The 21,420-nt window shown below is 69.2% G+C and carries 14 protein-coding genes; 6 read left to right on the forward strand and 8 right to left on the reverse strand.

Features of this window, described 5'->3' with window-relative positions; translation table 11 throughout:
• The first annotated feature begins 40 nt into the window (after positions 1-40).
• Complete coding sequence (locus tag LY41_RS03400) at positions 41-787, forward strand: SIR2 family NAD-dependent protein deacylase (protein ID WP_253862330.1); 747 nt, start codon at positions 41-43, stop codon at positions 785-787.
• Here LY41_RS03400 and LY41_RS03405 read toward each other — a convergent pair.
• Together LY41_RS03405 and dnaE are read right to left on the reverse strand one after the other, a co-directional pair.
• A complete protein-coding gene (locus LY41_RS03405; RefSeq protein ID WP_308292194.1) occupies positions 780-2,249 on the reverse strand; it encodes an MFS transporter in 1,470 nt (489 codons plus the stop codon). The genes LY41_RS03400 and LY41_RS03405 overlap by 8 nt on opposite strands.
• 142 nt (positions 2,250-2,391) lie before the next feature.
• Positions 2,392-5,955: a DNA polymerase III subunit alpha gene (gene dnaE, locus LY41_RS03410; protein WP_253862331.1), complete on the reverse strand. Its 3,564-nt coding sequence runs from the start codon at positions 5,953-5,955 to the stop codon at positions 2,392-2,394.
• 279 nt (positions 5,956-6,234) lie between these two features.
• Here dnaE and LY41_RS03415 point away from each other — a divergent pair, with 279 nt between their 5' ends.
• Positions 6,235-7,095, forward strand: coding sequence for a PP2C family protein-serine/threonine phosphatase (locus LY41_RS03415; protein WP_253862332.1), 861 nt, complete (start codon positions 6,235-6,237; stop codon positions 7,093-7,095).
• 17 nt (positions 7,096-7,112) lie between these two features.
• On the opposite strand, the gene LY41_RS03420 is transcribed toward LY41_RS03415, so the two are convergent.
• Together LY41_RS03420 and LY41_RS03425 are read right to left on the reverse strand one after the other, a co-directional pair.
• Complete coding sequence (locus LY41_RS03420) at positions 7,113-8,057, reverse strand: neutral zinc metallopeptidase (protein WP_253862333.1); 945 nt, start codon at positions 8,055-8,057, stop codon at positions 7,113-7,115.
• Positions 8,058-8,286: 229 nt separating this feature from the next.
• Positions 8,287-9,105: a TetR/AcrR family transcriptional regulator gene (locus tag LY41_RS03425; RefSeq protein WP_253862334.1), complete on the reverse strand. Its 819-nt coding sequence runs from the start codon at positions 9,103-9,105 to the stop codon at positions 8,287-8,289.
• Between the two features lie 43 nt (positions 9,106-9,148).
• Here LY41_RS03425 and LY41_RS03430 point away from each other — a divergent pair, with 43 nt between their 5' ends.
• Complete coding sequence (locus LY41_RS03430) at positions 9,149-10,084, forward strand: ABC transporter ATP-binding protein (RefSeq protein ID WP_253862335.1); 936 nt, start codon at positions 9,149-9,151, stop codon at positions 10,082-10,084.
• A complete protein-coding gene (locus LY41_RS03435) occupies positions 10,081-10,908 on the forward strand; it encodes an ABC transporter permease (protein WP_253862336.1) in 828 nt (275 codons plus the stop codon). The genes LY41_RS03430 and LY41_RS03435 overlap by 4 nt, the downstream gene beginning before the upstream one ends.
• A gap of 101 nt (positions 10,909-11,009) precedes the next feature.
• Here LY41_RS03435 and LY41_RS03440 read toward each other — a convergent pair whose 3' ends face one another.
• The gene (locus LY41_RS03440) at positions 11,010-11,651 is read right to left on the reverse strand and encodes a hypothetical protein (protein ID WP_253862337.1); all 642 of its coding nucleotides are present in this window, start codon (positions 11,649-11,651) and stop codon (positions 11,010-11,012) included.
• A 339-nt stretch (positions 11,652-11,990) separates the two neighbouring features.
• Here LY41_RS03440 and LY41_RS03445 point away from each other — a divergent pair, with 339 nt between their 5' ends.
• Positions 11,991-12,590: a cysteine hydrolase family protein gene (locus LY41_RS03445; protein WP_253862338.1), complete on the forward strand. Its 600-nt coding sequence runs from the start codon at positions 11,991-11,993 to the stop codon at positions 12,588-12,590.
• A gap of 32 nt (positions 12,591-12,622) precedes the next feature.
• Positions 12,623-13,672: a GlxA family transcriptional regulator gene (locus tag LY41_RS23780; RefSeq protein WP_372493113.1), complete on the forward strand. Its 1,050-nt coding sequence runs from the start codon at positions 12,623-12,625 to the stop codon at positions 13,670-13,672.
• Positions 13,673-13,724: 52 nt separating this feature from the next.
• On the opposite strand, the gene LY41_RS03455 is transcribed toward LY41_RS23780, so the two are convergent.
• The 3 genes from LY41_RS03455 to LY41_RS03465 are packed head-to-tail and all read right to left on the reverse strand — an operon-like array spanning position 13,725 to position 21,399.
• Positions 13,725-15,137 carry an MFS transporter gene (locus LY41_RS03455; protein ID WP_253862340.1) on the reverse strand — a complete coding sequence of 471 codons (1,413 nt, stop codon included), beginning with the start codon at positions 15,135-15,137 and terminating at the stop codon, positions 13,725-13,727.
• Positions 15,138-15,185: 48 nt separating this feature from the next.
• On the reverse strand, positions 15,186-15,596 hold the full coding sequence (locus tag LY41_RS03460; RefSeq protein ID WP_253862341.1) for an acyl-CoA thioesterase: 411 nt from the start codon (positions 15,594-15,596) through the stop codon (positions 15,186-15,188).
• Between the two features lies 1 nt (position 15,597).
• Positions 15,598-21,399 carry a type I polyketide synthase gene (locus LY41_RS03465; RefSeq protein ID WP_253862342.1) on the reverse strand — a complete coding sequence of 1,934 codons (5,802 nt, stop codon included), beginning with the start codon at positions 21,397-21,399 and terminating at the stop codon, positions 15,598-15,600.
• Positions 21,400-21,420 lie beyond the last annotated feature (21 nt).

Genomic DNA, 21,420 nt, shown 5'->3' on the forward strand with positions numbered 1-21,420 from the left:
GGCAGCCGAGTCGGGAGCAGGCGGGCGCATCATGGAACGCATGGACGCCGACCTCCGGCGCGCTCGCGACCTGATCACCGGGGCGAGCCGCATCACTGCGCTCACCGGCGCCGGGATCTCCACCGATTCCGGCATCCCCGACTTCCGCGGCCCGAACGGCCTGTGGACCCGGGATCCCGAGGCGGAGAAGCTGTCGAATCTGCAGGACTATCGCGACAGCGCCGACGTCCGTAGGCGTGCCTGGCAGGCCCGGCTGGAGCACCCGGCGTGGCAGGCGACGCCGAACCCGGCACACGACGCGTTCGTCGCGCTGCAGCACGGCGGCACACTCACCGCGATCATCACGCAGAACATCGACGAACTGCACCAGCGGGCAGGCTCGGCCCCGGAGACGGTCATCGAACTGCACGGCACGATGTTCCACACCGAATGCCTCGAGTGCGGCGACCGGCGGGACATGGCAGAGGCGCTCGACCGCGTGCGCGCAGGCGCCGACGATCCCCCGTGCACCGCATGCGGCGGGATCCTCAAATCCGCCACCATCTCGTTCGGTCAGGCGCTCGACGCCGACGTGCTCGACCGCGCCCGCGTCGCCGCGATCTCGTGCGACGTGCTGGTGACCGCCGGGACGTCACTGACCGTGCATCCGGCGGCCGGGCTGGTCGACGTCGCCGCGGGCACCGGCGCGTCGGTGATCGTCTGCAACGCCTCCCCCACGCCGTACGACGAGCGGGCCGACGTCGTGTTGCGCGAGCCACTGGCCGAGGTGCTGCCCCGGCTCACGTGAGCGGCCCCTCCCGCGTGGCCGGAGGCTGCTGTCCGGTGAGCCTGCGCCGCGGATGCCGCCGCGCGTCGAGCACCGCGAGGGTCATCGCCACGAGCGTGAACGCGACCGTGCACAGCATCGCCGCGACCAGACCGGTGCGGTATCCCTCCCCGTCGGTCACGCCGGCGTGGAACGCGGCGCCGAGCACGGCCACCCCGAGCGCCGCGCCCAGCCGCTGGCCGGTCTGCAACGCCGCCCCGGCCACGCCGGCCATGCTCGTCGGCACCCGGTCCAGCGTCAGTGTCGTATTCGGGGAGATCACCATGCCGCCGCCGATTCCGCCGAGCAGCAGCGGCAGAGCCATGGCGTAGCCGACCGCGGCGTCCGGTACGAGCGGCACCAGCACGGCGATCGACCCGATGCCCACCACCACGAGGGCGAGGCCCGCGAGCGTCACCGTCCGGCCCCATCGGGCGACCGCCCGTCCGGCGAGCGCCGAGGACACCGCCGAGCCGAGCGCGAACGGTGTCACCAGCAGGCCCGATTCCAGCGGCGAGTAACCGAGGCCCTGCTGGAAGAACAGCGCGAACACCAACCACATGCCGGCGAACCCGCAGAAGTACGTCGCACCGATCGCCGCGCCGAGGGCGTAGCCGGGCGTGCTCGTGTACAGCCGCGGGTGCAACAGCGGCATCCGGCCGCGCCGCACCACCGCGCGTTCCCACACGACGAACAGCCAGGCGAACCCGGCAGCCAGCGGGAACATCCACCACAGCGTGGTCAGCCCGCCGTGTTCGGACTGCACGAGTGGCAGCAGCACCCCGAGGACCGCCAGTCCGAGCAGCACCATGCCGGGAAGGTCCAGTTGCGACACCACGCCGCGCCGGGCGGGCGGGCGCGTCGGTACCCACCGCGCCGCCAGCACCAGTGCCGCCAGCCCGATCGGCAGGTTGACGTAGAACACCCAGCGCCAGCCCTCGTCGCCGAAGCCCGCGATGATCAGCCCACCCAGCACCGGTCCGACGGCGGTGGACAGGCCGACGGTCGCGCCGAACATGCCGAATGCCCGGCCCCGCTCCGCGCCGTGGAACAGCTCCTGGATCAACCCCGTGTTCTGCGGGGTGAGCATGCCCGCGGCGATGCCCTGCGCGAGGCGGGCCGCGATGAGCATGCCCTCGCTCGAGCTGGCGCCCGCGATGCCGCTGGTGACGACGAACGCCGACAGTGCGACGAGGAACATGCGCCGCCTGCCGAAAGCGTCACCCAGGCGCCCACCCGTGACGAGCACCAGGCCGAACGTCAGGGCGTAGCCGGATACGACCCACTGGGTGCCGGCGACGCTCGCGTTCAGACCATCCTGGATGGACGGCAGCGCGACGTTGACGATGCTGACGTCGAGCAGCGACATGAACCCGGCGGTCAGCGTGACGGCAAGGGCCCGCCAGCGACGCGGATCCGGGGTGGAGACGGCGGTTTCACTCACGAGGTCACCGTAGGACTCCCGGCGAGCGAGGCCGAACACGCCTGCCCGCCGGGGAGGCGCCGCGCGTGATCAAGGGAACGTCCGGGGCGTTGGGAGCCCCGAAGGTGCCCTTCGGGGCAGCAAACGCACCCGCGAGGGCGCCTCAGCCGGCCATGATGCCCGGGATTCCCTTGAGCTCGCCCATCAGCATCGAACTGACCTTCACCGGATAGTCGTACAGCGCGAACAGCGTCTCGCTCCTGCCGACCAGCTTCAGCCGCACCGGCGTCTCCCCGGGATGCGCCTTGAGCGTCTGCTTGAGCTCGACGACCACACTCTGGTCCAGCTTCTCGGCCGATGCGACGAGCGTCAGCGGCGGTTCCTCGTCACCCGCGGCGATGTCGGACAGGTCCAGCGGCACGAGCCCGCCGCCGAACACCGCCATCTTGTCCTCGCGCCAGTTGACCCGGCCCTTGACCACGACCGCGTTGTCCTCCACCAGGTCGGCCGCGAAGATCGCGTACGACTTCGGGAAGAACAGCACCTCGAGCGAGGCGTCCATGTCCTCGACGACGCAGATCGCCCACGGCTCGCCCTTCTTGTTCACTCGCCGCTCGACCGAGGTCAGCAGCCCGGAGACCTCGATCTCGCCCTCCTTCGGCGGGTCGGCGAGGATCGCGGCGATGGGCTTCTTCGCGTGCTTGCGCAGAATCCGCTCGGCACCGTCCAGCGGGTGACCGGACACGTACAGGCCGAGCATCTCCCGCTCGTAGGCGAGCTTCTGCTTCTTCGGGTATTCCTCCTCGTCGAATTTCAGGTGCGCCAGCGGCGACGCCGAGGCGGCGTCGGCGTCGTCTTCCGACGCTCCCGCACCGAACAGGTCGAACTGTCCCATCGCCTCCTGGCGCTTGAGCGGCACGACCGCTTCCACGGCGTCCTCGTGCACCTGCACCATCGACAGCCGCGTGTTGCCGAGCGAGTCGAATCCGCCCGCCTTGACCAGCGACTCGATCACGCGCTTGTTGCACGCCACCAGTTCCGACTTGTCGAGGAAATCGGTGAACGAGGAGTATTTGCCCTTCTCCTCGCGCGTGGAGATGATCGACTCGACGACGTTGCCGCCGACGTTGCGCACCGCGCCCATGCCGAATCGGATGTCGTCGCCGACGGCCGAGAAGCGCGGCCCCGACTCGTTGACGTCCGGCGGCAGCACGTTGATGCCGAGCCTGCGGCATTCGGACAGGTACACCGCGGACTTGTCCTTGTTGTCCCCGACCGAGGTCAACAGTGCCGCCATGTACTCGGCCGGATAGTTCGACTTGAGGTAGGCCGTCCAGTACGAGACGAGCCCGTACCCGGCCGCATGCGACTTGTTGAACGCGTACCCGGCGAACGGGAGGATCGTGTCCCACAGGGCCTGGATCGCCGCATCGGAGAATCCGTTCTCCTGCATGCCGGCGTGGAAGCCCTCGAACTCCTTCTCGAGGACCTCCTTCTTCTTCTTACCCATCGCCCGGCGCAGCACATCCGCTCGACCCATGGAGTAACCGGCGACCTGCCGCGCGATCTGCATGATCTGCTCCTGATAGACGATCAGGCCGTACGTCGGGGCCAGGATCTCCTGCAGGGGCTCTTCGAGCTCGGGATGGATCGGGGTGATGTCCTGCCGCGCGTTCTTGCGGTCGGCGTAGTCGTTGTGGGCGTTCACACCCATCGGACCCGGCCGGTACAGCGCGAGCACGGCGACGATGTCGTCGAAGCCGGTGGGCTGCATCCGGCGCAGCAGGTCACGCATGGCGCCGCCGTCGAGCTGGAACACGCCCAGCGTGTCGCCGCGGCCCAGCAGCTGGTACGACTCGGGGTCGTCCATGCCCAGCCGGTCGAGGTCGATCTCCTCGCCGCGGTTGACCTTGATGTTGTCGATGGCGTCGCCGATGACCGTGAGGTTGCGCAACCCCAGGAAGTCCATCTTCAACAGGCCGATGGCCTCACAGGACGGGTAGTCCCAGCCCGTGATGACCGCGCCGTCGTCGCGCTGCCACAGCGGGATCGTTTCCATGAGCGGCTCGCTGGACATGATGACCGCGCACGCATGGACACCCGCGTTGCGGATCAGACCTTCGAGACCCCGGGCGGTCTCGAAGATCGTCGAGACCTCCTGGTCGCTCTCGATCAGCGAGCGCACCTCGGTGGCCTCGTCGTAGCGCTCGTGCTCCGGGTCGACGATGCCGGCCAGCGGGATGTCCTTGGCCGCGACCGGCGGCGGCAGCGCCTTCGAGATCCGGTCGGCGATCGAGAACCCCGGCTGTCCGTAATGGACGCGCGCGGCGTCCTTGATAGCGGCCTTGGTCTTGATCGTGCCGAACGTGATGACCTGGGCGACCTTGTCCGCGCCGTACTTCTCGGTCGCGTAGCGCACCATCTCGCCGCGCCTGCGGTCGTCGAAGTCGATGTCGATGTCGGGCATCGACTCGCGCTCGGGGTTGAGGAATCGCTCGAACAGCAGATCCTGCGGCAGCGGATCCAGGTTGGTGATGCCCAGTGCGTAGGCGACCAGGGCGCCCGCCGCGCTGCCACGGCCGGGGCCGACCCGGATGCCGACGCTGCGCGCGTAGTTGCAGAGGTCGGCGACGACGAGGAAGTAGGCGGGAAAGCCCTTCTGCGCGATGACGCCGAGTTCCATCTCCGCGCGGTCGACGTAGCCGTCCGGGATTCCCTCGGGGAAGCGCCACTCCAGACCGCGCATCACCTCGTGGTGCAGCCAGCTGGACTCGTCGTGGCGTTCCGGCACCTGGAACCGCGGCATCCGGTCCTTGTGCGCGTAGACGTCCTCGTAGGACTCCACGCACTCGGCGATCAGCAGCGTCGAGTCGGCGGCACCCGGCACCTCGGAGTCCCAGTACTCACGCATCTCCTCGGCCGACTTGAGGAAGTAGCCGTCACCGTTGAACTGGAACCGGTTGGGGTCGGACAGCGTCTTGCCGGACTGGACGCACAGCAGCGCCGAATGGGCGTCGGCCTGGTCCTTGGTGACGTAGTGCGAGTCGTTGGTGGCAAGAGGCCGCAGGCCCAGTTCCTTGCCGATCTTCAGCAGGCCCTCGCGCACCGAGCGTTCGATCGCCAGGCCGTGGTCCATCAGCTCGAGGAAGAAGTTCTCCTGGCCGAAGATGTCGCGGTAGTCGGCCGCTGCCTGGAGCGCCTTCTCGGGCTGGCCGAGCCGCAACCGCGTCTGCACCTCGCCGGACGGGCAGCCGGTGGTGGCGATGATGCCCTCGGCGTTCTCGGCGATCAGCTCGCGGTCCATCCGGGGCTTGCGGTAGTAGCCCTGCATGCTCGCCAGCGACGACAGCTTGAACAGGTTCCGCAGCCCGGTCGCGTTCCGGGCGAGCATCGTCATGTGGGTGTAGGAACCGCCGCCCGAGACGTCGCCGCCCTCACCCGATTCGTCGGCGCCGCGCTGGTTGCTCTGGCCCCAGAAGACAGGCTTCTTGTGGAAGCGGCTCTCCGGCGCGACGTAGGCCTCGATGCCGATGATCGGCTTGATGCCCGCCTGCTGTGCCTGTTGGTAGAACTCGTCGGCGCCGTACATGTTGCCGTGGTCGGTCATCCCCACGGCAGGCATGTCCAGACGAGATGCCTCCTGGAACAGCGGAGCCATCTTCGCCGCGCCATCGAGCATGGAGTACTCGGTGTGCACGTGCAGGTGGACGAAGGAATCCGTGGACACCGGCGAAACCTCCCCATTCGACCGCGCACGTGCGCGGTCGGCGCGAACTCGGTGAAGTGCCCACCCTAATGGGCCGCCCCGACGCTCCTGCGTCCGACATCCCGGATGCGCCCGCTGCGATCCACGCCACCGAGTCGATACCGAGTCGATCACCGTATGCACCGGACCGGCAGCCGAACGCGGTCACTCACCCGGCGAGGTCAGGGGGATGTGCGCGAAATGCCCTGTTCTTCCCGTGCCACCGTCACACGCGCGCGGCGGTGATGGTTCACTGCAGACATGACACGTGACGAGGCGCTCGAGCTGAGGTGCGCAACAGGTTCCGACGTCGGCCAGCGGCGGAGCGGGAACGAGGACTCGGCCACGGCGACCACGCACCTGGTCGCCGTGGCCGACGGCATGGGGGGACATGCCGCGGGCGAGGTCGCCAGCGCGATCGCGGTCGACGCCGTCGGCGAGCTCGACACCCGGATCGCCGACAGCGACGGAGACCTCGCTCCGCTCGAGGAACTGGCCACCGTGTTCACCCAGGCATCGACCGTCCTCGACGAGCGCGTCGGCGCCAACCCCGAGCTCTCGGGCATGGGCACCACCCTCACCGTCATGTTGTGGCTCGGCCGCGAGTTCGCGCTCGGGCACATCGGCGACTCGCGTGCCTACCGACTGCGCGGCGCCGAGCTGACGCAGCTGAGCCGCGACCACACACTCGTCCAGTCGCTCGTCGACGAAGGCAAGCTCGACGAGGAGACCGCGGCCGTCCATCCCGGCCGGTCGGTGCTGGTCAAGGCCCTGCTCGCCGGCCAGGTCGCCGAACCCGATCTCGAGCTGCACGAGGCCCAGCCCGCCGACCGGTACCTGCTGTGCTCCGACGGGCTCACCGACGTCGTCTCGCTCCAGGAGATCGGTGCGGTCCTCGGCTCGACCGACGAACCGTCCGACGCCGTCGCGACGCTCATCGAGCGCGCCAACGAGGGCGGCGGCCCGGACAACATCACGTGCGTCGTGGTTCACGTGCTCGACCCCGCCGCCATCGGCGGCGACGGCTCCGTGGATGACAGTGCTGCGGACGACAGTGCTGCGGATGACGGTGCCGCGGACGAGGCCGGCGACCCCACCGGTGCCGGAGATCGCTCGGCCTGACCACCCGGCAGGCGCGCTCACGGTGACGCGGACGCGTCACTCCCCCGGCTCCGGGCACGCGCGCCACCGATCTCGGCTGCGGGTGCGCTCCAGGTGTCGCACGCGGCCACGGACCCTCCGGTGAATCCGGTGGATGCCCACTGCTGCTGGAGGCGGGCACCGCCGTGGCTCTCGACGCCGCTCCAGTTGGCGAAGTCCTCCACGGCCACCTCGGGTCCCCGGCTCGGATTCCCCAGGTCGGTGTCCCGCGCCGCGTCGAGGAACAGTCCGGCGAAACAGGTCGCCTGCAGCTCGAACCGCCGGCCCACATCGCTCTCCGCCGCGGCGTCCGCGCCGGACATCGCGTTGTCGACCTCGGTGAACACGCCGGTGAGTGCCTGGATGTGGTGGCCGTACTCGTGCGCGAGCGTGGCCAGGAACGCGGGCTCGTGCGCGTCGCCGACCGCGGTGACCAGCCGCGAGTACGGCAGGTGGATCGTGTGGTCGGCATCGCAGTACAGGCCCAGCGCACGGTCGGCGGGCGGCAGCTCGCCGCATTCGGTCGTCCGAGTGTCGGTGACGTCAACGGAGACCGGCTGCAACGCGACACCGACCCGGTCGAGCACCGGCTGCCAGGCACGGTCGAGACAGTCGAGCACATCCCGGTAGTAGTCGCGGGCGCCCTCAGGACCGGGGCGCAGTTCGGCAGGCTCGCAGTCGACAGCGGCCAGGCTCGCACCGCTGTCGCGCAGGGCGGTCGCGGCCGAATCCGGCGAGCTCGGATCGGCCGCAGGCGCGATACCCGACGCCGAATCCCCGTCCCCCACGGCGAGGTCGCTGACGACCACCACGGCGGCGACCATCAGCAAGGCCGCGACCATGGCGATCGCCACGGGTAGCCAGCGCGGCCGCCGACCGCCTGCGCGTGCGGAGGCGGAGTGGTCCGCACCGGCGGGTGTGGTGCGGTCGTCGTCGGGGTCCACGGACAACCTCGAGTCGGGGTGAGGCCGTCGGGGAACGGCCGGGGCGCCCTCGAGCGTAACCCGTACCCGTGGTTGTCCGGTCCACACGCAGCGGCCACGTCCGATCCGGCGGCCACATCCGATGCGGCGGCTGCGTCCGATGCGGCGGCTGCGTCCGATGCGGCGGCTGCGTCCGATGCGGCGACCTCAACCCCGCGCTCGTCGCCGCGCAGCGGGTGCGGGTGCGGGTTCAGGCGTCGTCGTCGGCCACGCGGGCCGACACGTCCCGCACCCGCTGTTCGAGGCCCGCGATGATCAGGTCCAGGCCGTAGTCGTACTCGGCGTCGAGCCCGTGCTCGGTCTCGACGCCGTCACCCGCGGGCCGGGTGTCCAGGAAGTGGCCCGCCTGCAGCACGGGCGCCAGGTGCGGGAACCGCTCCGGCGTGATCACCTCGCCGAGCAGGTCCAGCCCCTCCCGCGACACCGCAACAGTGCCCTCGTCGGCGAGGTTCAGTTCCAGCTCCACAGTGGACGTCACGTGCTGGGACACCACCAGGATGACGCCCACCTTCTCCTCGTCGTCGAGCGGCAGCTCCCGCAGTGCGGCCAGGCCCAGGTCGGCCGCGCGCACACTGCTCGGCATCAGCACCGAGACCTGACCGCGGGGAATCTCCAGCGCCCACGGGTGGCCGCGGAAGGCCGCGCGCACGAGACCGGCCCACGACCGGAGTGCGTCGCGCCAGTCGCCGGGCAGCGTCACCTGCTCCGGCACGGCGATTGCGGCGTCCTGCATCAGGCGCAGCAGTTCGTCCTTGCCGGAGACGTACCGGTAGAGCGACATCGTCGTGAACCCGAGCGACGTCGCCACCGCCTGCATGGTGACCGCGGCGAGCCCTTCGGCGTCGGCGATCTCGATGGCGGCGGCCACGATCCGTTCGTGACTCAGTCCGCGGTTCGGCCCGCGCTGGGACACCTCCTGCATTCCCCAGGCGACAGTGACGGCGCGCGGAAGTCCGGTCTCGGTGGGTTCGACCATGCCGCACATCGTCTCATCACCGATGCCATCCACCGCACGAGTGTACGTCATAAACAGTGTATGTAATACTCGGTTTATGACGTACACAGATCCGGCGCACTCCGATGCGCCACTTCTCGACATCACGGGACTGTCGAAGAGCTACGGCAGGCACCGCGTGCTGACCGACCTGGACCTGACGCTGCCGCCCGGCATCCACGCTCTGCTCGGCCCCAACGGCTCGGGCAAGACGACGCTGGTCAACGTCCTGTCGACCCTCGTCCCGTACGACTCGGGCGAGGTGCGGGTGCTCGGGCTGGACCCGCGGCGGGACCGGAAGGCACTGCAGAGCCTCGTCTCGCTGACCGGGCAGTACGCCGCGGTCGACGAGAAGCTCAGCGGCACGGAGAACATGCTCATGATGGGGCGGCTCTTCGGACTCTCACGCCGCGACGCCGAGCGGCGCGCCGACGGGCTGCTGGAACGCTTCGGGCTCACCGAGGCGGCCCACAAGCGGGTCGCGACCTACTCCGGCGGCATGCGCCGCAAACTGGACATCGCCGCCGGTCTGATCGGCCGCCCGCAGCTGATCTTCCTGGACGAACCCACGACCGGCCTCGACACCCGGAGCAGGCAGGCACTCTGGGACGAGATCACGGCGCTGGCCCGGTCCGGGGCGTCGATCTTCCTCACCACGCAATATCTCGAGGAGGCGGACGCGCTCGCCGAGCGCATCGTGGTGCTTCACGACGGCCGCATCGTCGCCGACGGCACCGCGGCACAGTTGAAGGGCCGGATCGGCGGGTCGACCATTCAGCTCCACGACGACGCCGGTCACATCCTCGAGGAGATCCCGACGCGCGGGTCGGCGCTCGACGTCGCCCGTCATCTGGACGCCGTCGCGGCGGCCCGTCCCGACGTCGACGTGACCGTCCGCCGTCCCACGCTCGACGAGGTCTTTCTCGAACTCACCGGCGAACCGGCAGACACCTCTGACCGGACGGAGCTGGACCGGGACGAGGTGGCGGCGTGACCACGACGACACCACCGCAAGAGGCCGAGGCACCCGCGTCCCGCGGCAACGGCGCCGGAGCGCTGACCGGGCTGCGCGTGTTCACCGGCCGCAGCCTGAAGCACTCGTTCCGGGACGCCGAGTCGCTGTTGATGGCGATCCTGCTGCCCGTGATGCTCATGCTGATATTCGTGTTCATCTTCGGCGAGTCCATCGCCGCGGGACAGGGCGGCGACCGCGGCGATTACCTGGCGTACGTACTGCCGGCCGTGGCGCTCACGGCGGCCGGCTTCGGGGCCTCGTACACCGCCGTCGTCGTCTCCGACGACATGACGACCGGGTTCATGAACCGGCTGCGCACGATGCCGTTCCCCGCGGTGACCGTGCTGCTGGGGCACACCGCGTCCTCGATGGTGCGCAACCTGCTGGCCACGGGCGTGGTGCTGGCCATCGCCTTCGGGCTGGGATTCCGCACCGAGGCGAGTGCCGTCGAACTGGCCGGTGCGGTCGGGCTCATCGCGCTGTGGATCCTGGTGATCACGGTCGTGTTCGCCGTGCTGGGCATGGTCGCGGGGTCGGCGGAGGCCGCCAGTGGCTACGGCTTCGTACTGCTGTTCCTGCCGTACGTCTCGTCGGGTTTCGCACCGGTGGAGACGATGCCCGGGTGGTTGCAGGGCTTCGCGGGCCATCAGCCGATGACGCCGATCATCGACGCCTCCCGTGCTCTGCTCGACGGCGCAAGCCCGGGCGACACGTGGTGGATCGGCCTCCTGTGGTGCGGCGGGTTCATCGCCGTGGCCGTGTGGCTGGCCGCCGTGATCTTCCCCCGCAAGGTCGCCCGCTGAGGTGGCGTGCGACCAACGCACGGCCAGATGTCAGTCTTTTCGCCGCGATCTTATACCTCGCCATGCGACCCCCAGGGGTCACGCTGCTATTAGTCGCCTTGCTATGACATCGATTCCTCAGCCCCTGCCGCTTGCGGGAAAACCTCGATGCTGGCGTCATTGATCCTCAGCACCGGCGAGTATCCAGGGTCGACCACTGCCTCGATCTCGTCCAGTAAAGGATTTGGGCACCTGTGACGAACATCCCAGCTGCCCAGCTGGTCAAAGACTATAATTTCCTTTCCGGATTCAGCTTTACCTGGAACCCGAAAGAAGCATCGAGTCTGACCGAGTGACAGTGTTAACGGAGTGTGCTCAATCGGAGTCGGCCCACGCCATCCTGTTGATTCATCCTGTACGAAGCTCCAACTGCGCTCTTGGTGCCGAATTTTCAGATCTGCAGAACTCCCGAAGAACATGAATACGACATCTTCCGTGAAATCGAACTCGAAAGGTTCAGTTGCAAACGCAAGTTGCGAAACAAGCATCGTGTCACGCCACGGTAACACGATATCCGACACCCATGGATTCAACACGACACGAAAATCCCGAGCCGTCGAGTTGGTCAGCAGTAACGAATTTTCTTCCCGCAGAGGGTGCATACTCGATGCTAACACGTCCTCCACGAGAAGAAAGGGACGCAGACCCAAATTGGCAATGTCGCGACGCTCGACGTCGCCGCCGATGCTGACGTCGGGTCGCATGAAGAATGGAAAGGGTTCAATGCTTCAGGTGACCCGTAATGCGACAATGTCCTGTGTTCACATACGACCCGTATGTAATTGATGACGATGTCAAGTTGACATGGCTACCACACCACGGAGCACGAGGCTCAACTTGAGCAACGGCCGGAAATACGGAAACAAGAAGTGTAACAATCGAAGCAAACGCGGAAACAACGACGGTTTCGTTGGAGCAAGCTCCACGAGCACTCTGCTCCCCTCCACGCCGCGTCCGCAAACTGCCGCGCTGACCGGATCGTGTACTCGCCCGGCCCGATCGTGCCTTCCGGTGGGGCGGGAGCAGCACCAGACTCGGACGGCATGAACAGGGACAGGAACCGCGCGCTGGTGGTCGTCGATGTGCAGGAGTCGTTCCGGCGCCACGAGTTGTGGCCCACGATCTCGAATCCCGGCATCGTCACGCCCGTGTCCGCGCTGGTCGACCACGCCAGAGCCGAGGGGGATCTCCTCGTGTGGGTGCTGCACACCGAACCGGGCACCGGCAACGTCTTCGACCCTGCGAGCGGGCACGTCCGCCCGCTCGCAGGACTGACACCGGGCGAGGGCGAACCGGTGCTGACCAAAACCGCGCACAACGCCTTCACCACGACCGGTCTCGACCGGATGCTGACCCGCCGGGGGATCCGCGAGCTGGCGGTGTGCGGCATCCGGACCGAGCAGTGCTGCGAGACGACCGCGCGGGTCGCCGCCGACCTGGGCTACGACGTCGACTTCGTCACCGACGCCACGGCGACGAATCCGGTCGCACACCGGGACGCCCCGGCGGGACGGTCGGTCGGCGAACTCCTCGCGGATCCGCGCACCCTGCAGACCGGCGAGATCATCGCGCGCACCGAGTACGCGCTGTCCGGCCGGTTCGCCACGATCCGCAGCGTCGCCGAGGTGACCGGCGCGGGCTGACCGGTTCCGACTGAGGAGCGTAGGCTGACCGGATCGTGCGTGTCGTGTTCGTGCTCCTGCCGCAGCTGCACCTGTTGGACCTCGCGGGTCCGGCGCAGGTGTTCGCCACCGCCGCCGAACTCGGCTGCGACTACGCACTGCACTACGTGTCCCAGCCCGATCCCACAGCCCAACCCGATCTCGCCGCTCAGTCCGATCTCACAGCCCAACCCGATCCCACTGCCCGGCCCGCGCGGTCCCACGACGACGGGCATGTCCACAGTGCGCAGGGCCTGCCGTTGCGGGCCGAACCGGAGTGGCCCGAGCTCGACCCGGCGGACCTCGTCGTGGTGCCGGGGTCGCGGATCGGCAGGCCACCCGCCTGGCCGCCGGTGCATCCGGAGACGGCCGAACGGTTGCGGCGGCATCATCGCAACGGCGGCACGGTGGCGAGCGTGTGTTCCGGGGCCGACGCGCTCGGGCGGGCGGGGCTGCTCGACGGCCGCCGCTGCACGACGCACCACGAGTTGCAGGACGCGCTCGCGCGGCGCCACCCGGCGGCCCGCGTGGTGCGGGACGTGCTGTTCGTGACCGACGGGCGGATCGTGACGTCGGCGGGCGTCGCGAGTGGCATCGACCTGGCGCTGCACCTGCTCGCGACCCGGCACGGGCCCGGCGTCGCGGCGCGGGTGGCGCGCGAAATGGTCGTCTACGCCCGCAGGAACGGCGAGCAGCACCAGGAGAGCGTGATGCTGCGGCACCGCGGGCATCTCGACGACGCGGTGCACCGGGTGCAGGATCTGATCGACGCGCGGTTCACCGAGTCGCTCCCGCTGGCCACCCTCGCCGAGGCGGCGCGCTGCAGCGAGCGCACGGTGACCAGGCTGTTCGCGCGTGCCACCGGGTTGACGCCGCTGCGATACCAGCACGCGCTCCGGCTGGAACACGCCGACCAGCTGCTCGCCCAGGGCGCTACCGCGGAGGCTGCCGCCCACGCGGTCGGATTCGCCGACGCCCGCATGCTGCGCCGCATCCGCACGCAGATCGAGCGCGGCAACGACACGGCGCCGATCGCGGGCGCAGGCACACCTCCACAGACGTGAGCATCGATCCCGGACAACCGAGGACGGCGTCGCCGATTCCCGGAGCGCCGGCTCACCGAGCCACCTTCTCGAGAGCATTCCTACGCCGGCCGGTCACCCGCCACCCCAGGACCCCGCATGCCAGAGCCAGAATCGTCACGGCGATCAACACGTCGGCTGTGGAGGCGACCAGCCCCGAAATCAGCACGGGCCCGGTCAAACCACCGAGCCGGTTGCAGAACGACACATTGCCGGTGGTCCGTGTCCGGGTGCGGTCCTCCGTGAGATCGGCCGTCATCGGCAGGAAGATGGCGGCCATGGTATTGACCGCGAACAACGACATCGCCAGCGCGACGGTCAGGAGCACTCCGTTACCCGTAGTGCCCGTCACGGTCAGCCCCGCCAACATCACGGCCGTGGACGTCGCCAGCCCACCCGAGAGGCCCGCCGGGCCGAACCGGTGATAGGCCCACGCGGTGGCCGCGGCGCAGGGCACCATCGCCAACGCGACACCGGCCAGGACCGCATTGGCCGTGTCGAGGTCGATATCGGTACCACGCGACAACGTCGGCACCCAGGTCGTCAGGCCGAAGGTGAGCACGCCGCACAGCGCGGCGTAGCTCTGCTGCAGCCGGATTCCCACCACCGGCCGTTCACTCCGCACCGGATCCGGTGCGGACGGCGCGTGCCACTGCGGGGCCCGGTTCGGGACGAGGAACGTGACGATTGTGAGGAACACTCCGGTCGGGGCTCCGATCAACCAGAGGATGCGCCAGCCGTACGTGGGCTCGAGCCACAGGGCGGTGCCGGACGCGACCAGGTATCCGACCGCACTCGCCAGAATCGACAGTCCGACCACGACCGGGCCACGATGCCGTGGAGGGCAGACGTCGGCCAGCAACGTCACCAGCACCGGCGCCAACCCACCCACGGACACGCCCATCAGCAGGCACATGACCACGTTCCCGGTGAACGTCGGCATCCCGCCGCACATACTGGTCACGGTGAATCCCAGGGTGGCGACCAGGTAGACGTTCCGGCGGCCGATGCGGTCTGTCAATTTCCCCGCCAGCAACGCCCCCATCGCCGTTCCCGTCAGCCCCGCGACGGCGAGCAGGGACGCCGTACCCGCCGTCACCCCGTACTCGGCACGCATTCCGGGAATCACGAACCCGAGCGTCGATGTCTTGCTGATGTCGATCGTCAGCGCGGTCGTGGCGACGAACGCCACCACCACACGGCGCCGACGCGACATCGGTTCACCGGCATCGGCAGCGGCCCGCCCGCCCCTCGAGGAGAGGATCAACGCGAGGACGACGATGCCCAGGCCGCCGACGAACATCTCCGGCATGTCCGCCATCGGCATACCGCGCAGCTGTTCCGGCGCCGTTCCCGGCACATCCGGCACGCCGGACGTCCTCAGAGCCCGCACGAAACCGACGACACACGCGCCCAGGACAACGACGCTGATCAAGAAGACGGTCATATCAAACCCTTCCAGCGAGCGGTTATCGGTATCGGCACGAATTCCGTCCTATCGGTATGACTCGAGAACCCGCGCAAGTTCGTCCGGAATCGGTGTCGCCTCGATCCGCCCACCCGATCGGCGCATGCATCCGACCTCCTGCGTCCCTTCCGCAACCACTTGGCCGTCTCGGTGGAACTCGAAGTTCATCGCCAGCTTGTTCCCGCTCGCCGCCCGCAACCTCATGACGACCGCGATCTCCTCCAGCGCGTAACACTCCGCGTAATACCGCATGGAGCACGAAATCGTGACCAGTACCAGATCGCCCGATGTGAGTTGGCGCAGCACCGACGGTGCATGGTCCGCCAGGAATCGTTCCCGGCAATGCCCCTGCCAATGGAGATGGCGAGCGAAGTACACGTTTCCGACCAGATTGGTTTCGTCCAGGGTCACGACGTGCCGGTAGGTGTAGGTGCGCATGTCAACCCTTCGCCGTCACGGCCAGCGCAATCGTGGTGTCGCCGAGTTCACCGACGGCAAGCCGGACGCTGACGATCTCCACCGGGCCGACGTCCGCCACGACGATGCCGTCGTCGGTCACGGTGCGGACGTCGAGTGCGAGGTCCTGGCTGTGACCGAGTTTCACCAACGCCTCTCGCACGGACCACATCCTCAGCACGGATTCCGCCTCGGTCTCCCCCGCCGCGGCCCGAAGGGCCGCGGCGGATGCGCGGTCCCCGGGTTCCAACTCGGTCCCCTGCATCGGCACTGCCGGGTCGCTCCGCTGCCAGTCGACTCCGACGGCATGGCTGCACCGTCCGACGAGGACGAAATCGCCCGTGTAGGAACCACACACATGGGCCTCGTCACCGTTACGGTCGGTCGTGGTCATCAGCGCTCCCCGGAGGTCGTGACCCACCGGTACCCCGCACAGCAGGGACGCCACCTCGGCTGCGCTGCCGGCGGCGCGGTCGCCGGAGCATGCCGTCACCTCGACGTCGGCGGCGATCCCGATCTCGGTCAGCCGACGCGACAACCACGGTCCGACGAGCGGGACCGGCAGTCGCGACGGAAGCCGGCGTGGTTCGACCGCGCGCAGCTGCAGCCCGTCCCAGCGGGCCACCGCGGATCCATCCGGCTCACGCACGTCGACGGTGAAGTCGTAGGTGTCGCCCGTGTGCGCGATCTCCGTCGCGACCACCTGCAACGGACCGTCAGGGCGACGCCACACGGTGAACCGCCCGGCGCCCACCGGAAGAGCCAGCCGGTGGGGCACACACGCCAGCAACACGTGCAACGACGCGTCATGAGCGCCCGGATCCCCGAAGAGCAGGTCGGAGCTGTGGAGCGGCGAGAACCACTCCTGCCCGTCCTCCGCGGTGATCCACGCCTCGACTCGGAAGGCCGTGAGCAGGTCGTAATGCTGAACTCGCCGGAACCTGCCCTCGTGGAACAGAACCGACCCGTAGAACGGATGCTCACCGCTCATCGGCGGAACGGCCCGCGCCGCGGCGCGGGCGGGCCGGGGTGGAGCCGGGACGACGCGAGCGGTGACGGCATCAGACGAGAAATCGTCGTGCTCGGTCCTGATCACCGCGTCCACCGCGTCGCCGGTGGACAACACCGCCGTTCTGATCGTCGTCGGCCCGTCCACAGTGATGGGCTGCCGCAGGTCCACGTCTGCCAGCGACCAGGACTCGGCCGTCCCGAGTTCGGCGACGGCGCTCGTGGCGAGCTGCGACAGTGCTTCGAGGCTCAGCACCGCAGGCAGGACGACGACTCCACCGATGCGGTGGTCCTCGAGGTAAGGATCCGATGCCGCGGTCAGCGTGGCCTCGCTGACCGCCTCGACCCCGGGGACACGGCCACGGCGGTCCTCGTCGAACCGGAGCAGTCGCGTCGCGGAACGGTCGAACGCCAACGTCGGCAGATTCGGGAACCGCCCGGTGACGAGCAGGGTGACCGGCGCGTCATCGGTGGCCAGCACGTCCAGCAGCGCGTCCCTCGCCTCTTCCGGGCCCATGGGAGCGACCCCCATGTCCCGGAGCGTGTCGACGACGCCGAGCTCGACACCCATGCCGATGCCCGACCACACCGACCACTCCAGGACGTGGCTGCGGCACTCCGGGTGTTCGGCGGCCCACGACTCGACCCGACGGCGCATGCTGTCGTTCGCGACGCAGTACTCGGCCTGGCCGGGCAGCCCGGCGCAGCCGATGATCGAGCCGAACGCGAGCACGAGCCGCAGCTCGTCCCCGGCGGCCCCGAGTACCGCGGCCAGCCCGTCGGTCTTCGGCGCCATCGTGCGCCACAGCGTTCCGGGCCCGATATCGCTCAATCGCCGCGGCTCGTTCACCCCGGCTCCGTGGAGCAGACCGCGGACGGGGCCGAGCCGGCGTGCCTCGGCGAGCGCCACCCCGACCGATGCCGGGACGGTCACATCGCACGACACGTAGTGGACATCGATCTCGTAGCGCAGTTCCTCCAGTGCCGCCGAGATCGACGGATCACCGGCATCAGTACGCCCGAGGATCACGAGGGTGCATCCAGTACGCCGCGCCAGGGCGGTGGCCGTGTAGGCCGTGATTCCCCGGATACCTCCGGTCACCAGGCACACGTCGCCGGGTTCCAGCGCCGGCTCGCGGTTCCCGCCGAGCGGTTCGTGCCGAAGGACCGTCCGTTCGACGGTGCCGTCACCGTCGAGGTGCAGCTCGGCGTACGGCTCGGCAGTGGCCTCGGCGATGTAGCCCGGATCGAACGTCAGATCCGGGGAATCGAGCCGCACGACGCGCACCCACTCGGGTTCGCGCTCGACGGCGACGCTCCGTCCCACTGCGGCCGCGGCCGCGCACCCGGCGTCGACGAGCAGCAACCGTCGCAACGGCTCACGTCCCAGGTCCGCGAGATGCGCCGCGATGTCCGCGTGATCCGTGGTCGCGTCGAGTACCAAGGCGACGTTCCCGGACCGATCACCCGCGGCGTGTGCGGGGGTCGCGTAAGCGTGCAGCCAATGCCCGGCAGGTGCCCGCACCGCCCAGTCGAGTCCGTTGTGTTCGTCCACCGTCCGCGCGGGCACGCGGTGGTGCCCGAAGGCGCGTACCCAGCCACGCACTCCGGGAGGAATCCCGGGCTCGTCACCTCGCTGGGGCTCTTCCGAAGTGAGCGTGTCGAGCAGCGCCGCTGCTTGTTCGACCGTGGCATCCGCCAACGAGTGCGGGGCCGCGGGCATTCGCGCACCGAGCGCCGCCGCGGCGCGACCGACGATCTGTGTGGCCTGCAGGGAGTTGAGGTGCAGGTCCGCCAACAGGGAACTGTCCGGGGTGATGGAAGTGGCCGGCAGCTCCAGTACGGCCACCAGCTCCGCCGTGAGCACGCCCAACGGATCCTGCGGCGCACCGGTGGCGGCCACGTCTCCCCCACCGGACGCGTCGGGCAGGGCGCCGGCCGACGGGTCGTCCGGCCGATCGTCCGGCCACGGCCCGGCCGGCGACGACGCGGCGGCCGGCGACGACGCAGTTGCAGCCGGGGGCCCGCCCGGGGACGGGACAGCCGGAGCCGCATCGGCCGGACGCGGGTCGCGTCCCGGGGCGATACCGGCATGCCCGGCGGAGGCGTCGCAGGGATTGGCCAACAGCTCCGGCCTGTAGCCGAGATCCACCCGGCGGTATGGCCTGCCCGCGTACCACGCCTCGAGGTCCGCTGCCCCCGCGACGGCCAGGGCCGCCGTCGCCAGTGCATGATGGCGGTCCGGACCGCCACAGTCCAGGCTCACCACAACGGCACCGGTCGCGGTGGCCAACGCCGACAACGTGGTGCCGGCTCCCACTTCGACGAGCAGGTCACAGCGTTCGTTCATCCGGTCGAGCACGTCCTCGAACAGCACCGGCCGGGTCAGTTGCCGCACCAGCAGCTCGACGAGATCGTCATCGGTGAGGTCGATTCCCGTGATCGTCGACAGCACCGGTGTGCGCGGCTCGTTCAACGGCACGGATCGAAGGTGGTCGCGAAACGGTTCGGCAGCGCCTTCCATCGCCGGACTGTGAAAGCCGTGGGAAACGGGAAGTTCCACGGCCGCGACACCCGCGTTCGCGGCATTCTGGACCACCGCCGCAACCTCGTCCGCCGGACCGGAGACGACCGTGTTGGCCGGACCGTTGCGGGCGGCGATGACGACTCGGCTCGACCGGATGAACCGCTCCGCTTCGCCGGAACCGGCGGACAGACTCGCCATGGTCGTTCCCGGCGTTCCGTGACACGTCATGATCCTGCCGCGTGCCGCGGCCAACCGGACCGCGTCGTCGGCTGTGAGCGCGCCCGACCATGCCAGCGCTGACAGTTCGCCGAGACTGTGACCGGCCGCCGCCACCACGTGACACCGGATCCGCTCGAGCCAGGACATGCCGACCAGCGATTGCCAGACGATCGCGGGCTGTGCGATCGACGTGTCGGTCACGTCCGCGCGCAGTCCCTCAGGGGATGCGGGCACGGCCAGATCGGTCGCCCAGTCCGGCAACACGTCCCGTACGGGTGCGGCCTGTCCGGGGAACAGCAGGCCCACACGCACCCGGCCGTGCCCGACCACGTAGCCCGCCGCCGTGTCGACCACGACGGGGTCTGCCTTCGACAGCGCCGCCCGCGCCTGGTGCGCCGCCGAGACGAGCGCATCGGCGTGCTCACCCACGAGCGCCGCACGGTATGCGGGGGATGTCCCCTCACGCTCGTACCACAGCGTGGCCGCCAGGTCATGCAGTTCGGCGTCGCTGTATGCGCCGGCACGCATCGCGAACTCCTCCAGTCGATCGCCCAGGGTCGCGGCGTCGTCGGCGGCGAGAACGACGATCACCTGCCGCGGGGTACGCCGTGTCCACACCGGATCGAGTGATGAACGAGGGGATGACGAACGTGACCTGACCGATTCGAGCACCACATGCGTGTTGATCCCGCCGAACCCCATCGACGAGACCGCCGCCCGCCGCATGTCCTCGTCCCAGGGCTCAGCCTCACCGAGAACCCGCAGTGCCGGCGTACGCCGGAGCAGATCGTGCGGCGACTCGCATCCCGTCGTGGGAGGCAGCACACCGTGATGCACGGCAAGCACCGCTTTGACCAGGCTCGCCGCTCCCGCAGCCGCCTTGGTGTGCCCGATGTTCGCCTTGATACTGCCCAGAGCCGCGGGCTGCGCCCGCTCGCCCCGTACGGTCGCCAGAGCCTCGAGTTCCACCTCGTCACCGACGGCCGTGCCGGTGCCGTGCCCCTCGACCAGCGCGACCGACTCGGGCGGCAGCTGTGCCATCCGGTAGGCCCGGGTCAACGCGAGCGCCTGTCCTGTCGGCTCCGGACGTGTCAGTCCACCTGAACCGTCGGACGAAGTCCCCCATCCGACGATGTGCCCGTACGTGTGAAGGCCCTGCGCTTCCGCGTCCTCGGCCCGCGCGAGCGCCACGATGCCGCAGCCCTCACCGGGAAGGAACCCCGTGGGCGAGCTGTCGTAGACTCGCATGCGGTCCGTCGCCAAAGCGCCGAGCCGCGCGAAGCCGACGAGTTCGAAGGGATCGAGACTCAAGTCGACACCGCCCGCGAGCGCGAAGTTCAGCTCACCGGCGGCCAGGGCACGGCACGCCGCCATGACGGCCAACAGGCTCGACGAGCACGCTCCGTCCACGGTGAATCCGGTTCCGTGGAAGTCGAACTGGTTGCAGATGCGCCCCGCGATCGTGTTCGACAGCCCTCCTGCGAGGCTCTCGTCCCCCGGGACCGGGAACGGGTCCTTGACCAGCTCTTCCATTCTCGACAGCACGTCGAGCACCATCGACTCGTCCGTACCGTTCTCCCGCAACGCCGTCTCGGCCGCGTCACGCACGTACGGCCAGCGGGTACGCAACTGGGCGGCGCGACCGAACTCGCCGGCGAGCGAGTTGCCGATGACCACTCCGGTCGCATCCCTGTCGAGCCCGTCACCGTCGACGTGCCCGGCGTCCGCGAGTGCGGCCGAAGCCGTCTCGAGCGCGAGCCAGTGCGTCAGGTCCGCCGCGCGATACAGCCCCGCGGGTATGCCGAATCTGGCGCGGTCGAACCGCCACCCGTTCAGCAACCCGGCACGGCGGACGTAGGTCCGGTCCGGATCGTCCGGATCGCCGCGGTAACCGGACGAGAGCCGCTCGGCCGGCAGTGCGCGGAACGCCCGGCGTTGCGCGAGGGTGTTCCGCCACAGTTCCGCTGGGCTTTTCGTATCCGGATACCGGCATGCCATCCCGACAACTGCGATTCGAATCTCGGCACCCATCCGATTCCTCACGTCGATGTC

Source organism: Prauserella halophila (genome assembly GCF_024171895.1).
GTDB lineage: Bacteria > Actinomycetota > Actinomycetes > Mycobacteriales > Pseudonocardiaceae > Prauserella > Prauserella halophila.